Origin of the sequence: uncultured Odoribacter sp., assembly GCF_937966165.1 — a bacterium.
Lineage (GTDB): Bacteria > Bacteroidota > Bacteroidia > Bacteroidales > Marinifilaceae > Culturomica.
This window is the reverse complement of record NZ_CALCLB010000001.1, coordinates 26021-43830: the sequence shown is the minus strand read 5'-3', so window position 1 is coordinate 43830 and position 17810 is coordinate 26021. Positions and strand designations below refer to the sequence as shown.

Annotated in this window: 11 protein-coding genes; 9 read left to right on the top strand and 2 right to left on the bottom strand. The window is 35.9% G+C overall.

Translation table 11 applies throughout. The features are described from left to right. The first annotated feature begins 251 nt into the window (after positions 1-251). From polA to Q0465_RS00120, 9 genes are all read left to right on the top strand, one after another. Positions 252-2939: a DNA polymerase I gene (gene polA, locus Q0465_RS00160; protein ID WP_298611137.1), complete on the top strand. Its 2688-nt coding sequence runs from the start codon at positions 252-254 to the stop codon at positions 2937-2939. 33 nt (positions 2940-2972) lie between these two features. Further along, positions 2973-3737, top strand: a complete 765-nt coding sequence (locus Q0465_RS00155) for a DUF4271 domain-containing protein (protein ID WP_298611135.1) — start codon at positions 2973-2975, stop codon at positions 3735-3737. Positions 3738-3769: 32 nt separating this feature from the next. Next, the gene (locus tag Q0465_RS00150; protein ID WP_298611133.1) at positions 3770-4531 is read left to right on the top strand and encodes a uroporphyrinogen-III synthase; all 762 of its coding nucleotides are present in this window, start codon (positions 3770-3772) and stop codon (positions 4529-4531) included. Between the two features lie 93 nt (positions 4532-4624). Then, positions 4625-5017 (top strand): ribonuclease P protein component, encoded by a 393-nt coding sequence (gene rnpA / locus Q0465_RS00145; protein WP_298611131.1) that lies wholly within the window; start codon positions 4625-4627, stop codon positions 5015-5017. Between the two features lie 55 nt (positions 5018-5072). Beyond that, positions 5073-5273 carry a membrane protein insertion efficiency factor YidD gene (gene yidD / locus Q0465_RS00140; RefSeq protein ID WP_298611129.1) on the top strand — a complete coding sequence of 67 codons (201 nt, stop codon included), beginning with the start codon at positions 5073-5075 and terminating at the stop codon, positions 5271-5273. Between the two features lie 140 nt (positions 5274-5413). Beyond that, positions 5414-7063, top strand: a complete 1650-nt coding sequence (locus Q0465_RS00135; RefSeq protein ID WP_298611127.1) for a S41 family peptidase — start codon at positions 5414-5416, stop codon at positions 7061-7063. 301 nt (positions 7064-7364) lie between these two features. Then, entirely contained in the window at positions 7365-10349 is a 2985-nt protein-coding gene (locus Q0465_RS00130) for a glycoside hydrolase domain-containing protein (protein WP_298611125.1), read from the top strand. Between the two features lie 24 nt (positions 10350-10373). After that, positions 10374-12332 carry a DUF3857 and transglutaminase domain-containing protein gene (locus Q0465_RS00125; protein ID WP_298611123.1) on the top strand — a complete coding sequence of 653 codons (1959 nt, stop codon included), beginning with the start codon at positions 10374-10376 and terminating at the stop codon, positions 12330-12332. Between the two features lie 50 nt (positions 12333-12382). Further along, a complete protein-coding gene (locus Q0465_RS00120) occupies positions 12383-14176 on the top strand; it encodes a DUF3857 domain-containing protein (RefSeq protein ID WP_298611121.1) in 1794 nt (597 codons plus the stop codon). Between the two features lie 115 nt (positions 14177-14291). Here the strand turns inward: Q0465_RS00120 and uvrC are convergent, their stop codons facing one another. Next, on the bottom strand, positions 14292-16103 hold the full coding sequence (uvrC, locus tag Q0465_RS00115; RefSeq protein ID WP_298611119.1) for an excinuclease ABC subunit UvrC: 1812 nt from the start codon (positions 16101-16103) through the stop codon (positions 14292-14294). A gap of 33 nt (positions 16104-16136) precedes the next feature. After that, positions 16137-17777 (bottom strand): adenine deaminase, encoded by a 1641-nt coding sequence (gene ade / locus Q0465_RS00110; RefSeq protein ID WP_298611117.1) that lies wholly within the window; start codon positions 17775-17777, stop codon positions 16137-16139. Between the last annotated feature and the right edge of the window lie 33 nt (positions 17778-17810).

Genomic DNA, 17810 nt, shown 5'->3' with positions numbered 1-17810 from the left:
AGCCCTGAAAAATCAGGGCTCTGTTTTATATTTATTATAATATTTATCACACCAAAGCCCTCTTACCTTTTGCTAAAAAAGTAATAATAGAAAAAAGAACAGGCAAAAGAAAAAGACTTTATCATATCGCTACTTATCTTATATGTATTGGCTGCAAAAGTAAAAACATTTTCCTTAAGTCCAAAACATTCGGTCTTTTTTCTCCATTTTATTTTTAACTTTGCCGATATAAACACACAAAAAACAATTTCATGTCAGAAAACAACACTTTATATCTTTTAGATGCTTACGCTCTTATATACAGATCCTATTATGCATTTGTCAATAATCCCCGTATCACCACGACCGGTATAAACACATCTGCAACTTTTGGTTTTTGTAACTTTCTGCTGGAATTACTGGAACTTGAAAAACCCACCCATATTGCAGTCGTATTTGATCCGGAAGGGCCTACATTCCGGCATGAAATGTATGCACCCTATAAAGCCCAGCGTCCAAAAATGCCAGAAGACCTGCGAAAATCTATTCCTTATATTAAAGAAATTATTAAAGGTTTAGGAATAAAATGTGTTGAAATTCAGGGTTTTGAAGCAGATGACGTAATCGGGACCATTGCCCGCAAAGCCGAAAAAGCCGGATATACCGTATATATGATCACTCCGGATAAAGATTATGCTCAATTAGTAAGCGAAAAAGTATTTATGTATAAACCCGGACGCTCCGGAAATAAATCAGAGGTATGGGGTATCCCGGAAGTATTGGATCATTTCGGGATTGAAAAAATCAGTCAGGTAATAGACATACTCGGATTAATGGGAGATGCAGCGGATAATGTACCCGGCTGTTCAGGAATCGGTCCTAAAAGCGCAGCTAATCTGGTATACAAATATGGAAATATCGACGGTATATACGCGCATATTGACGAATTAAAAGGGAAACAAAGAGAAAACCTTCTCGCCTGCCAACCTACAGTACACCTCTCCAGGACTTTAGTAACAATAAATGCTGACGTTCCCCTGGAATGTACAGTCGATGATCTGAAAAAAGAGCATATTCATGTTCGGGTACTGGAACCTATTTTCAAAGAACTGGAGTTATTCTCTCTCTCCAGAAGATTAATTGAAACGGACCGGGAAGAAGAAAAAACAGAAAAATTATCGGATGTAAAGGTAAAATACAGGGACCGCAGCAAAGACATAGAAAATTTGATTAAGGAATTGGAAAAAACCAGAGAATTTGTTTTTCACTCTGTTTTCACTTCCGGTACAATTTATGATTCCTACCCAACATGGATTTGTTTTTCCGTAGAAAAACACTGTGTAGATTTTATCAAACTACCGAAATCCAAAGAAGAAGTAAAAGAAATAATTCACTTATTCCAACCTTTACTGGAGAACCCGGAAAAAACCCTGATTTCTCCGGATGTAAAGGACGATATCATCTGGCTTAAAAGAGCAGGTATTTTATTAAAAAATACTATTTTTGATATAAAAATTGCTCATTATGTGTTACACCCGGACATGTCGCACGAACTGACACGCATTGCTTTACAATATCTCCATTACACTTTAGCAGAACCTCAGAAATCAAACCGTCAACTTTCTCTTTTCTTCGAAGAAGAAGCCCCGGAAGATCATGACTTTGCAGAAAAAGCCGATGTTTTATTCCGTTTAAAAGAAGCTTTGAATGCAGCCCTTATGGAAACAGGATTAATCCGGCTCTTCAACGATATAGAAATGCCGCTGGTGTTTGTTCTGGCAGATATGGAATACGAAGGAGTCAGTATCGATACTGCAGAACTACAACGTATTTCAGACGGGTTAAAAATCCGGATAGAAAATTTAGAAAAAGAAATTTATGATATCGCCGGACATCCCTTCAATATTGGTTCTCCCAAACAACTAGGGGAAGTTCTCTTTGATGAAATGAATGTCGACGGGGGAAATAAAAAGACCAAAACCGGTCAATACAGTACTTCTGAACAAGTATTGGTAAAATTAGAAAGCGAACACCCTATCGTGGGTAAAATTCTCGATTACCGGGGCTTAAAAAAACTTTTAAGCACCTATGCCGAAGCTCTACCTACCTATATCGATGCGGAGACAGGCAAAATACATACCCATTTCAATCAAGCTGAAGCCGCAACAGGCAGGCTAAGCAGCCTGAATCCCAATCTCCAGAATATTCCTATCCGGACCGAAGAAGGGAGAGAAATCCGTAAAGCTTTTATAACCGGGGATGATCATTATTTATTCTTTTCTGCAGACTATTCCCAGGTAGAATTACGCCTTATGGCCCACCTCAGTCAAACCCCTCAATTAATCGAGGCATTCCGGCACGGAGAAGACGTACATACAGCAACCGCTGCCAAAATATACCATATTCCGGTAGAAGAAGTTACTCCGGAAATGAGACGCAGAGCAAAAACAGCCAACTTCGGGATTATATACGGAATTTCTGCATGGGGACTGGCGGAAAGACTTCATATCAGCCGCAAAGAAGGGAAAGAACTCATAGAAGGGTATTTCAGACTCTACCCTGGAGTAAAACAATACATGGAAGAATCTATAGAAAAAGCCCGGAAAAAACAATACGTGGAAACCATTATGGGAAGAAGGCGTTACCTGCGGGACATAAACTCCAGAAACGCAGTAATCCGGGGTATGGCAGAAAGAAATGCCATAAATGCTCCGATTCAGGGATCTGCTGCAGATATCATCAAAATGGCAATGATCTGCATTCATAAACAATTACAGGAAAGAAAAATGAAATCTAAAATGATCCTCCAGGTACACGACGAATTGAATTTTAAATGTTATAAAGAAGAACAAGAAGAATTGTGGCAACTGGTAACAGAGTGCATGGAAAATGTTGTGAAACTTTCCGTACCTTTAACTGTTAGTACCGGATTCGGAGAAAATTGGTATGAAGCTCATTAAAGAAATGATCTGTTAATTTTACATTAAAGATATATGGATACTTCCGATACAATCTTTATCGCTACACCAATATTTACAGACCAAAATAATTCTTGCTTTATTTCTCAAAAAGAAATACAGGATACAGTTATCTACCTTCCACTCAAAACCTTTAATCCGATTCTCCCTTTGAACAAACCGGGGCATGTTGCAGGTAGCCTTATATATACCTTGGTTTTCCTCAGTATCTTTGCCTTTTTACGTATACGTAGCAAAGGCTTATTTTCACTTATGCTAAATGTTTTAGTCAAGAGAAAGAAATACGAGCTCATTTTAAATGAAGGAATCAGCTCTAACTTAGGTTATTATATTTTAGCGCTCTTTCTTTCTTTTTCTATACTAGCTACCGGAATAGAATATTTTTCCTTTCATGATTTTTACCTCAAACCTATTTTCTCTATATTTTGTTTTTTACTCCTTTATCACTTATGCATTTTATGTATTGTACATTTGTTGGCCTGGACATTCAATATTCGAAATATTAAAGAAGAAGTGATTGTAAATCTTTGGACCTTTAATATCCTGATCGGATTATTTATTTCTCCTCTTGTGCTGTCCCTTTTCTTCGTCAAATTATTTGCTCTTCCCTTACTGGTAAAAATTATTACAATCTGTTTAGTAATGTTTTATCTTGTTAAATTAGTACGGTGGTTGGAAATATTATTTGCTTATAAGGTTTCAATTTTGTATATGATTTTGTACCTTTGTGCCCTCGAAGTAATACCTATACTTATGCTATATAAGTATGTGGCATTATAATAAGTGAGTATTAATATTTAAAACTTACAAAGTTGAAGATCAAAAAGGTACTTGTTTCACAACCTAAGCCGGCAACAGAAAAATCTCCTTATTTTGATTTAGCAGAAAAATACAATCTGAAATTAGAATTCAGGCCTTTTATAAAAGTAGAAGGAGTTACGGTTAAAGAGTTCAGACAGGAGAAAGTCAACATTCTGGATCATACTGCTATTATTTTTACTAGTCGCACTGCTATTGATCATTTTTTCAGAATTTGTGGAGAATTAAGGATCACAGTACCCGACACGATGAAATATTTTTGTATATCCGAAGCAACAGCCTTCTATTTACAAAAATATATTGTTTACCGGAAAAGAAAGATCTTTTATGGAGATAAGAAAGTTGATGATATGACCAAGATTCTGTTAAAACACAAAACAGAAAATTTTTTGGTACCTCTTTCAGATATCCATAAAGAAAATATTCCCGGCCTTCTGGATAAATTGCGTTTGAAATATACAAAAGCCATTTTATATAAGACGGTTGCCAGCGATTTAAGCGATATCAAAAATCTGAAAGAATATGATATCATTGCATTTTATACACCTTCCGGAATTAAATCTCTCTTTCAAAATTTTCCGGATTTTGTACAGGATACAACTATTATCGCAGCATTCGGACCCGCTACAGCTGAAGCAGTAGAAGAAGCCGGATTGCGTCTGGATATACAGGCTCCGACTTCCAAATGTCCCTCCATGACAATGGCCATAGAGGAATTCATCAAGAAGTATAATAAAGACAATAAGATTAAATGAAAAGTCTTTAGAAAACTTTTACGCGAACCGGATATTGAAATTTTTCCTATTAAATTAAAAGAGGCCGTCCGCAGGGACAGCCTCTTCCATAGTATGAATACATTTTGTAAATCTGAACACCTCTGCAATAAAATTCTATTTGAAGAATTACTCCATTCAGATTTTAGTTTTGTAAAATTTCCCTTCCGGGTTCTTGTCAAAAAATCTTCTGTACAAGGAGAATTTCCGGCAAGGATTGCTATCAGTGTCAGTAAAAAAAAGTTTAAACGAGCTGTTAAAAGGAACCGGATCAAGCGCTTGACACGGGAAACATATCGTTGTCACAAACAAGAACTTTATCGCTATAGCCAAGACTCCGGAACATTGGATATTCTGTTTATTTATATGGATCACACCGTACTGGATTATAATAGGATTGAAAAAGCCATGCAAACAGCAATACAAAAAATTATTACACATTTCTACCGTGTTCCTGAAAAAATGTAAAATATCCCGTTTCTATTTTTCTTTCAGCGTCTGCTTCAGACGTAGTATTATTTTTATGCTTTTACTACCTATTCGTTTCTATCAATATTGTATTTCTCCTTTAAAACCTCCCACTTGCCGATACACTCCGACCTGTTCACAATATGCAATCGAAGCGCTCCGGAAACACGGACCGCTGAAAGGATTATGGCTGACAGTGAAACGAATTCTTTCCTGCCATCCCTGGGGGGGTAGCGGCTATGATCCTGTCCCCTGAATTCCAATCGTGAAAAGTGAAAAAAACTTCTTTAAAACAGTAAAAGACATTGATTATAATGGGTAATAATTTTCAACTTTCCTGAGAAAAGTGTACTTTCGCTTAATTAAAGGAGAATTTACAATTGTAACTTATTAGTAATGAAAACGAGAAAATTCCTAATTATCATTTTCGGGATAATCACTATCGGGCTGGGAATTGTTGCACTTAAAAGTGATGACCGCAATTTTGAAATCAGCAAACAACTTAATATTTATGCAACATTGTTCCGGGATATTAATATGCTTTATGTAGATGATACCGAACCTGAAAAGTTAGTTACTGAAAGTATCAATGCTATGCTCAATTCGTTAGATCCCTATACTGTCTATTATCCTGAATCTCAGACTGAGGATGTCAAATTGATGACTACAGGAGAATACGCAGGCATTGGTTCTGTAATCAGTAAAAAAGGAGATGAAATAATCATCCGCGAACCCTATAAGAATTCACCCGCAGACAAAGCTGGACTTCTGCCCGGAGATATCATTGTGTCAATAGATGGGAAATCCGTAAAAGGTAAAAATACTCAGGAAGTGAGTGAATTACTAAAAGGCCAGCCGGGAAAAGAAATTCTGATTAAAGTTAAAAGAGAAGGCTTTGAAAAACCATTGGAGAAAAAAGCCATACGCGAAAAAATACAATTGCCGAGTGTCCCCTATTATGGATTGATCACAGACAGTATCGGTTATATTTATCTAAACAGTTTTACAGATAAAGCTGCAGCAGACGTACGCAAAGCGATCATTGATCTCAAAAACCGGGGAGCAAAATCCCTTGTTTTTGATTTAAGAGGAAATTCAGGAGGACTTTTGGACCAAGCGGTAGAAATCAGCAATTTCTTTCTTCCCAGAGGTTCTAAAATACTTGAGACGAAAGGAAAAGTAAAACAATGGGACAAAGAATATATAGCCAACAAAAATCCGATTGTACCGGATATGCCTCTTGCCGTATTAATCGACCGGGGCACCGCCTCTGCAGCAGAAATTGTTTCCGGGGCTTTTCAGGATTATGACCGGGGAGTATTGATCGGAGAACGTTCTTTCGGGAAAGGTTTAGTACAAAATGTAAGGGATTTAGCTTATAACACAAAAGTAAAAATTACAACTGCCAAATATTATATTCCAAGCGGACGCTGTATACAGGCTTTGGACTATTCCCACAGAAATCCGGACGGAAGCGTCGGTAAAGTACCCGATTCTTTGATTACAGCTTACACAACAAAAGGAGGACGTACGGTATATGACGGAGGAGGTATCAGTCCGGATATTCAGATGGAAGCTGAAAATTTTGCTCGTATTACTCAAGAATTGGTCCTCAGAGATTTATGTTTCGATTTTGTAAATTCTTATGCACTTAAAAATCCGGAAATTCCTTCTATTCAGGATTTTGTCATTACTGACGATATTTATTCTCAATTTAAGAACTATTTAAAAGAAAGAAATTTCTCTTATGAAACGGAATCTCAACGCACATTAGAAAAACTGATTAAAATAGCAAAAGCTGAAAAATACTACGATATTGCTAAAAGCCAATTGGATAGCCTTCAAAAAGACTTTACACATTCTATCGATCGTGATATGGAAGCTTTCCGGAATGAGATATCTTCTTTTCTGGCTGAACAATTTATGCAACGTTATTATTATTTAGGAGGAATCATTGAATATAAAGTATTGCACGATAAGGAAGTAAAAAAAGCAATTGAAATTTTGGAAAATCCGATAGAATACGAAAATTTGCTAAAAAAGTAAAACCCTATTGGCATTTTAAAATAAATGTCGTAAAAGCCACTTTTCAGACAACCAATGAATATTTCCCTGGGAAGTGGTTTTATATTTGTATATAAAGGATCCAAGCTTCAGGTTCGGTAGTCAGAAACGGAGATGTATTGACTGAGGCGATTCTCTGAAAATAGGAATCAGATATAAAGTGTTGCTGAAAGAAAAAATAGTTTTTAAGATTCCCTTTTTTATTAAAATATATTTATTTGTGTTTGTTTTTGTGCTAATGAATTCCCAAATTCGTGGGCTATAAAAATTTAATCCCTCATATATGAAAAAGTTTTTCCTTTTTTTGACTGTATGTTTTAGTTTGCCTGTCATAGCTCAAGATATCCGGCCAGACGAGTCATTATACGGCACAGCTTTCTGGGAAGCTGATACCTTGGGAAATCACAGAGCTGTAGTACGTGTAAATACTTCTGCTGACATTGCTAAAATTTATCTTCCCTGGAGGAGAAGAGATCATCAACCTGACCAAAAAGGATTGATTATTGTCGATGCCCAAACAGGAAAACAAGTTGTAAATTTCTACAGAAAAGAAATCAACCGGGAATTTGGCATTATATTTTTTCAACCTCAAACTGTACCCGGAAATTACTATATTTATTATTTACCTTATCATTCTTCCGGCGGCCCTTATCCAAAAGTCTTTTATACCCGGGAACAAACGATTCCGGATTCAAATTGGGTAACAATGGCAAAGGTCCAGGAAACAACAGCCATAGAAGCAAATCTGGTTCAATTTCAATCCAGAGGCTCGTTTAATAATTTCTATCCAATGGAAATTATAGCAACAGCCAAAGAAAAAGAAAAGCTGATTCAAAATAATCCGGATAAAAAATACCTCATCTTTGCTGAGGACCGTATGCATCCCATAAAAATGTTCCATGATATACCCTATCGTTGGACCACAAAAGGAGCGGGTAATCTTTTCTTTGCAGAAGCCGACCAAAACGAATATTTTGTATTTCAAATCGGATTATGGGCCGTTCAGCAAGATATAAAAAATATAAAAGTAAAATTCAGTGATTTAACCGGAGCTCAAAATACCATTCCGGCTACTGCTTTTACCTGTTTTAACACCGAAGGCAAAGACTGGTTACAACGTCCCATGCAAATTGATTATCAGATTCCTCAAAATCAGGTAAGACCTTTATGGGTAGGGATTCAAATGCCTAATGGAATTCATGCAGGATTATATACAGGAGAAATCACCATTTCTGGAGATAATGCAGAAACTCAGAAATTGAACTTACATATTTTAGTCAGCGACAGAATATTAACAGATAAAGGAGACAGTGATATTTACCGCTTGTCCCGTCTGCGCTGGTTAAATTCAGACATCGCTTTCAATGATAATATAGTAAAACCGTTTATTCCTCTTTCCCTTTCGGATCATACGATAAATTGTCTGGGACGTTCAGTTACTTTAAATACTTTCGGCTTTCCTGCTTCCATACAAAGTTTCTTTACGGATGAAGTGACGGAAATAGGGGAAGACCCCGTAGAAATCTTAAATGCTCCTTTCCGTTTTATTATTGAACAAAATAGAAAAAGCCTGCCTTGGAAAAATAAATCTTTCCAATTCACCAAAAAAGGGAAAGGAAGGATCAGCTGGGAATCATTTAATACAGCCGGAAATTTTGATATCTACTGTGAAGCTTTTATGGAATTTGACGGATTTATAGAATATAAAATTAAAGTAAAAGCTCTTACCAATACAGTTGTAAATGATATGCGTCTGGAGATACCGATGAATGGTTCAGTGGCGACTTATTGGTTAGGAATGGGAGAAAAAGGTTCCCGTCTTCCCAAAGAATACAGCTGGAAATGGGATATTCAGAAAAACCAAGAAGGATTTTGGATGGGAACAGTCAATGCAGGCTTGCATTGTGTGTTCAGGGATGAAAATTATATCCGTCCGCTCAACACTAATTTTTACCATTCCAAGCCTTTAGTTATTCCCGAATGTTGGAATAATAAAGGAAAAGGCGGTATAAAATTTAACCGGAAAGGGAAAGAGATGCTTATCAAAACGTATAGCGGGTCCAGAAGCATAAAAGCGGGAGAAGAACTGACATTTATTTTTAAAACCTCTGTAACCCCTTTTAAACCAATAGATACCGAAAAACAATGGACAGATCGTTATTTACACAGCTATGAGCCTGTTGACAGCGTTATTGCCCAAGGCGCAAATACCATAAATATCCATCATGGAACACCGATTAACCCGCATATTAACTATCCTTTTTTCCGGCCGGATTTTATGAAAGCATATATAGATGAAGCTCACACCAAGGGATGCAAAGTAAAAATTTATTATACTGTACGGGAACTGGCAAACCGGGCTCCGGAATTATGGGCACTTCGTTCTTTGGGACACGAGATTTTTTCTGCTGGAAAAGGAAACGGCTTTTCCTGGTTACAGGAACATCTGGAGGAAGACTATATAGCTGCCTGGTTTGTCGAAAAATACACCGATGCAGCCATTGTCAATTCAGGAGTTTCCCGCTGGCATAATTTTTATGTTGAAGGTCTGAACTGGCTGGTTCAAAATGTCGGAATAGACGGACTGTATATTGATGACTTGGCATTTGACCGTACTACGATGAAACGTATCCGGAAAGTGTTGGATGCAGGATGTGCTGCACCTCGTATAGATCTTCATTCTGCTAATCAATTTAACGCAAAAGACGGTTATATCAATAGCGCATGCCTTTATATGGAACACATGCCTTATTTGGACCGTTTATGGTTAGGGGAATATTTTGATTATAATGCCGGGCCTGATTACTGGTTGACAGAAGTTTCAGGAATCCCTTACGGTATGATGGGCGAAATGCTTCAGGACTGTGGAAATCCCTGGAGAGGAATGATTTATGGGATGACCTCCCGACTCCATTGGGAAGGATGTGAAGTTGCCCAATACTTATGGAAAGCCTGGGATGAATTTGGAATTAAAGGCAGTCGGATGATTGGTTATTGGTCTTCTCATAATCCGGTCCAAACAAACCGGAAAGATATCCTGACAACGTGTTATATCCAGAAAAATAAAATTATGATTGCTATCGCCAGCTGGGCAGAAAAGGATAGTTCCGTAAGTCTGGAAATCGATTGGGAAAAATTAGGTCTTTCTCCTGAAAAAGCAAGATTATATGCTCCTGAAATTCCATTATACCAGGAAGCGAATGAATTTGACCCTTTGCAACCGATAAAAATAGAAAAAGGGAAAGGTTTCCTTTTAATTTTAGAATAATAATCATCCTAAAAATAAAATTATATGTATCGTTTTTTTCTACTTTTAATTTCCTTCTTCCTGATCGCTCAAACACAAGGTCAGGAATGGAAAAAACTTTTAAAATTTGCTGACGACCAGCCAGATCTAACCAAATATGACGTTATCAATTTACTGGATAGCACAGGAGTAAATGTTTCCGAACAAGGATCCGGTTCTTTTACTATTCACCGGATTGTAAAAATACAGAATCCTTCAGGAGCTTTAAAATACAGAATTATTAAATACGATTACGATCCTCTTACCGCTTTTGCAAAATTTGAAAGTGTAAAAATCCACAAAACCGATGGGAGTACGAAAGAAATAGATGTAAAAAAAGCTTGCGATTATGCAGCTCCCGCTCGGGCTATCTATTGGGGAGCCCGCCAAATTATGCTGGAACTGGGACGCCTGGAACCAGGAGATATTGTCGATTATAAAATTGATAAAAAAGGTTTTACTTATGCACTACTCGCTTCCGACGAAAACGAGGATCGTTTTGTCCCTCCCATGCGCGGACAATTTTATGACATTGTCCCTTTCTGGAGTAATGATCCGACAATAACTAAAATTTATAAAGTATCTATTCCCAAAGAGAAAGACATGCAATACCAATTTTACCAGGGTGAATGTGCCTCTTCCTTACGTTTTGAAGGGAATAAAAAAGTCTATACTTTTAGCATGCATAATATGAAACCCTTTGAAAAAGAACCCAATATGGTGGATTTATTTGACGTTGCTCCCAAGTTGATGATGTCTACCACTCCTGATTGGGAAGCGAAATCCAAATGGTTTTACCAGGTCAATGAAGGTTATGGGAGCTTTGAACCTACCCCTGAAGCCCAAAAAAAAGTAAACGAACTGATTAAAGGGTGCAAAACGGAAATGGAAAAGATTTCCGTATTAACCCATTGGGTAGCCGATAATATGCGGTATTCCGGTATCTCTATGGGAGAGGGAGAAGGCTATACGTTACACAATACCCAAATGAATTTTACAGATCGTTGCGGAGTTTGCAAAGATAAAGCTGCTCTTCTGATTTCCATGCTTCGGATGGCAGGTTTTAAAGCTTATCCTGCAATGACGATGGCGGGTTCAAGGGTTGAATCTATCCCTGCGGATCATTTTAATCACAGTGTAGCTGTTGTAAAATTATCCGATGGAAATTATATGCCTTTGGATCCTACCTGGGTACCTTTCCTCCGCGAACTATGGTCTAGCGCTGAACAACAACAAAATTATCTCCCCGGCATTCCTGAAGGTTCTGATCTTCTTTTGACTCCTGTATCTGCTCCTGAAAATCACTATTTTAAAATAAATGCACAAACGAATCTTAGCCCGGATGGGACGTTGAACGGTAAATTTATTGTTGAAGCAGAAGGACAATCCGACGGGAATATCAGACGTACTTTTACTACCGGGTTTATGAACGACTGGAAAAACGCTTTAGAAAAAGAATTATTAGCAATCTCTCCCCGGGCACGTTTAATAAGCGTAGATTACGGCAAAGATCCTAAAAACTATACTGCTGCTCCTATTAAAATAGAAATGAAATTCAGTATTCCCAACTATGCCCTAAGCGGCGAAGGCGTCTTAATATTCAAACCGCTAGTTATGAACAATTTATATAATAGAGTCCGTTCTTATCTACGTATCAATACCGACATAGCAGAGAGAGAATACGGGTTTAAAGATGCTTGTTCACGACTGGTCTTACTGAAAGAAACCATACAGCTTCCTTCCGGTTACCATATGCTTGGGGAAAACAGAGCTGACGAATACAGTAGTAAGGTAGCTGATTTTACTGGATCATTAAAACAGGAAAATAATCGTCTCCTCTTAAATCAAAAATTAGCGTTGAAAAAAAGAGTATACGAAGCAGAAGATTGGAATGACTTCAGAACGGCAGTTAATATGCATAAATCTTATGGAACAGAAGCTATCGTTCTAGAAAAAAATAAATAAATGCATGTTTCAACAGAATGAATTAATGATCATAAGTAAATAGAAAAAAAATGAAACAGATCAGATATATCTTATTTTTACTCATCAGCACACTTTATTTCCTAAATAATGGATATGCACAGTCAGAGGCAGAATTTATTAAACTGGTGAAAGAATATACCTATAAGCCCGGCGGAGAATTAGAATTTCATTATAATAAAATTTTAAAATTACATACACATAAAGCTTTTAATAATCTTTACGGAGAAACCTTTATTGTATACAATCCGGATTTTCAACAATTAAAAATCAATGATTGTTATACCATCCAGGCGGACGGAACAACTATTAAGGCGCCTCAAAATGCCTTTAATGAAGTTTTACCTTCAGCTGCAGCAGATGCACCGGCATTTAACCAAATAAAAGAAATGGTCATCACGCATACGGGTCTCGAAATTGGAGCAACTGAATATTTAGATTATACTCTAAAGAGTAAACGCTCGTCTCTAAATAGACTTGATATAGATGAAGTTTTACAAGAACTTAGTCCCGTAAAGGAATATATCGTTATCGTCAATATTCCGGAGAATCAGGAATTTAGTTATAAGCTGACAGCCAGTAAAATAAAACCCGAAATCAGTATAAAGGACGGAATGAAAAGCTATCGCTGGAACTTCAAAAATATTTCTGCCGCAGTAAATGAACCGTATCAATCTGTCAATCTCTATGATGTACCTCGACTGACGGCCTGTACTTATACTTCGACTGAGCAAGCTCTTAACTTTTTTCAGAAATATTTGTCTGCCCCGGTAGATACAGAAATCCAAAAATTTACTCAACAACTCGTTCAAAATACGACTACGGAAAAAGAAAAAGTAATCGCTATATATAATTATATTACTAAAAATATTTCTTCCATTGGACTCAGTTTAGAAGATATAGATTTTGTTTCCCGCAACCCTCTGCAAGTACTGGAAAGTGCTTACGGAACAAAAATTGAAAAAGCAGATTTGCTTATTTCCATGCTTAAAAGTGTTGGACTTAAACCGGCTTTCGTAATTGTTTATCCGGAAACCCTGAAAAATACAATGAAAGGTTTAAAACCGATACAAGATTTTTTTGTAAAAGTGGATGCCGATCATCAAAGCTATTATTTGTCTCCGGTTTTGCCAATAGCTGCTTCTTTTGAGAAAATTGCTCAGTATAAAGATTTATGGCTCATTAGCCAAGCCCGTATTGAACCGATTCCTTCTGTTACTCCTGCAGAAATGGTATTGAATTGTAATACACATATTCATTTTACCGGGGATTCAGCTTATTTAACAGCAACGATCAATACTTCAGGAAATACGATGAACGATTTAATGCCTGTTTTTTTTAACAATTATAAATCGGCTCTTACGCGTAACTTCGGAACCCTTACTTCTTCAGAAATAATTCATTCACATCCGGATCAAACCGAAATAAAAATTTCAGCTGAAAAAAACCTTCAAAAAGCAAATGATTACTTTGTTTATCATTTGCCGGTCCTTTCTGCAGGTATTGCTTCCTGGCAATTAAATGCCCTCAATACCAGTAGAAAAACAAAAATGGAAATACCTTATCTGTTACAAGAAAACTACGAATATACTATTCAACTTCCTGTAAATAAAGCTTTAAAAAATAAAAATACAGAGATTCACCTAAAGAATACAGCAGGTTCGGTTGATATATCTTTACAGCAAAAAGATCAAACCCTACTTATAAGAAAGCATCTCGCATTAATTAAAGGGATTTATAAACCTTCTTCTGCTGAATACGGGAATTTAAGAGAATTAATCAATTTATGGCTTTCTAACGGAACAGAGAACTTAATTCTTCGTTAAATATTATCATATGGTCTGCCTGACAAGATTCAGGCAGACTTTTATGTTTAAAACAGACAGACTCTTCTGCCGAAAATTTGCCCCGGAATATAGCATTTGTATATATTCCGAAATTTTATTCAAACTGTTGATCCGGATGAAAATATTCGTAAACAATCCGTGCTTTTGCTAAACCGACTGCTGCTATTAATTGATCTAAATTAGCAGTTTTAATATTTTCAACCGATTTAAAATGTATCATTAATTGTGTTTCACTTTTCATTCCTATTCCCTTTATGTCATTTAATACACTTTTCGTAAGAGGTTTTTCCCTTAATTGCCGGTGAAAAGTAATTCCAAAACGGTGAGCTTCATCCCGAATATGCATCAATGTTTTTAAAGTTACCGAATTTTTAGCTAATAAATAAGGATCTTTATCACCCGGATAATATATTTCTTCCATTCGTTTGGCTAATCCAATGACCGGAATTTTCCCATATAAATCCAGTTTTTTTAAACTATTTACTGCTGAATGTAACTGCCCTTTCCCTCCGTCAATAATTATTAGATCAGGTAATTCTTTTCCCTCATCTATCATTCTTGTATATCTTCTGAGAATAATTTCTTCCATGGAAGCGAAATCATCGGGCCCGGTTACTGTTTTCACGTGAAACTTTCTATATTCTCTCTTTGCAGGTTTTCCATCAATAAAAACGACACAGGAAGCAACCGGATTAGTCCCTTGTGTATTGGAATTATCAAAACATTCCATCCGATGCGGAATTGTAGGTAATTTCAATTCTGCCTTTATTGTTTTTAACAGATTAAACTTTGAATCTTCTTTTATTATTGCTCTTTGCCGATCTTTATCCAGTTTAAAATAAGCAACATTTCTTTCTGATAATTCCAATAGCTGTTTTTTATCTCCTATTTTAGGTACGACATATTGTATACCATTTAATTGAATATCAGGATAAAAAGGTACAATTATTTCTTTGGAATGACTATTTACCAGCTGTCGTATTTCCAGTATGGCAAACGAAAGTAATGCTTCCTTTTCTTCTTCTACCTTTTTTTCCAGAGCAATTGTATGAACTTGATTTACAGCCCCATATATTATTCTCAAATAGTTGACATAAGCATAGTGTTCATCCTCTAAATAAGAAAATACATCTATATTATTTAACGTTGAATTTACGATAGTAGATTTAGCCTGATAATTTTTCAAAGCAACCAATGCCTCTTTCATTTCATTTGCTTTCTCAAACTCCAGTTCTTCAGCAAATTCGTTCATCCTCTGTGTCATCATTTCAATAACGAGAGACACATTTCCCTTTAATATATTGCGAATATGTAATATATACTCATTATAGTCCTGTTCAGTTATTTTTCCTACACAAGGACCTAAACAGTTTCCAATATGATATTCTAAACATACTCTGAATTTACCAGCCAAAATAGCCGGAGTTGTCAAAGGGAGATTACAAGTACGTAATTTGTATAAGCTATTTATCAGGGTCATGAGCGTATTGGCAAAACGGGCCGAAGTATAAGGACCGAAATATTCTGATCCGTCCCGAACTACGCGTCTGGTGGTATATACTTTTGGGAAAGGCTCCTTTTTTATACAAATCCAGGGATATGTTTTATCATCTTTTAAAAGAATATTATAGCGGGGTTTATATTTCTTTATCAAATTGTTCTCTAATAAAAGAGCATCTTGTTCCGTTTGAACCACAATATAACGCAAATCAGCTATATTCCGGACCAATATTCGTGTTTTATTTGATTGATTAGTTTTATTTAAATAAGATAGAACTCTATTTTTCAGATTCTTAGCTTTACCTATATATATAATATTTCCCGATGAATCAAAATACTGGTAAACTCCCGGAAGGGTAGGAAGTTTACTTACTTTCTCTCTCAATTCATCATCATATAAAGCCATATTATTTTATTATTGTTTTAAACCTAATCCATTTTACGGAATAAATGAAAACTGATCGTAATCAAACAAGCCTTTTTCCCCTATTTTCAGTTCGGGAATAACAATTAATGACAAAAACGCCAAAGTCATAAACGGCGAACTCAACTTTATTCCGTTTTCAGAAAGTTTATAGTTCAAATCCTTATAATTTTTGATTACAAAATTTGACGGTTGATCACTCATTATTCCCGCTATAGGCAGTGGCAAAGAAAATATTCCTTCCTTATTTTTTACTACAAGTCCTCCTTTATATTTTATAATTTCATTTATGCATTCCACCAAATCCTCATCTTTACATCCGATTGCTAAAATATTATGGGAATCATGAGAAATACTGCTTCCAAAAGCCCCTTCTTTCAAACCTGTCCCTTTTACAAAAGCTATTTGCGGCTCTCCGTTTTGATATCTATTGAGATATACTATTTTTAAAATATCTTCTTTTACGTCCGACTCAAAATTTATTATATCCCTTTCAATAGGTATTATTCTTTTCTTGGTCCATATCATTCCGTCTTTTACTTCAATTACAGGTAAACTTCCCTTTTTTAAAGTATAATGTAACTGTTCTACTGAAACTAATTGATGGCAGAAGTTATTAATAATACATCTTCTTTTATATTCTCTATCTATTGCTTTAAAAACAGATTTTTTATAATTATATTTTTCTATTCCATCAATATAAACTGACAAAATTCGGAATGATTCTAAGTCTTTTACTTCTATAAAATCTGCCTTATCTTTTTCCCGCAGGCATCCTACTGTTAATTGATAATGCTCTATCGCATTTACAGAAGCAGCTTTTAGTACATCAAACAGATCGTATCCTTTATTTAGAGCCAAACGTACAATTTTATCAATATGTCCTTTTTCAAAAATATCATCGGGATGTGCATCATCTGTACAAAACATTATTTGTTGCGGATGTAAGGCTATCAATGGATGCAATGCATCAAAATTTCTAGCAGCACTTCCTTCCCTTATAATAATTTTCATCCCCTTTTCTATTTTTTCCAAAGCTTCTTCCAAGGTTATGCACTCATGATCTGTCGTAATTCCTGATTCTATATATTTTTTCAAATCTTCTCCTTTTAAACCGGGAGCATGACCATCAATTTTTAAATGATTTTCTTTTGCAATTTCCAATTTTCTTACTACTTCTTTATCTCTTTTCAATACTCCGGGTATATTCATCATTTCTGATAAAACTACAAATGACTTTTTTCTAGCTAATTTTTCAATCTTCTTTGCATTTATAATTCTACCCGCTACATCAAACGGAGTGGCCGGTACACAAGATGGGATACCAAAAAATATCTTTATATCTGCTTCTTGAGCATTGTTTATCATAAATTCTATTCCTTCTTCTCCTAATACATTAGCTATTTCATGAGGATCATTTACAATAGCGACTGTTCCCTTTGTCAGGATCAGACGTGAAAATTCTTCCGGTATTAGCATTGAGCTTTCAATGTGTACATGAGCATCAATTAAAGGCGGGCAGATATAGGTATTATATGTTTGGCTTTTCCGGATTATTTTATCTATTCTTCCTTCTTCTGTAATCCAGATTTCTCCGGGATATATTTCTCTTTTATAAACATCTACAATATTGCCTTCTACCTTTTTCTGAATCATTTCTATTTGCACTTATAGGTTGAGAACTTATAT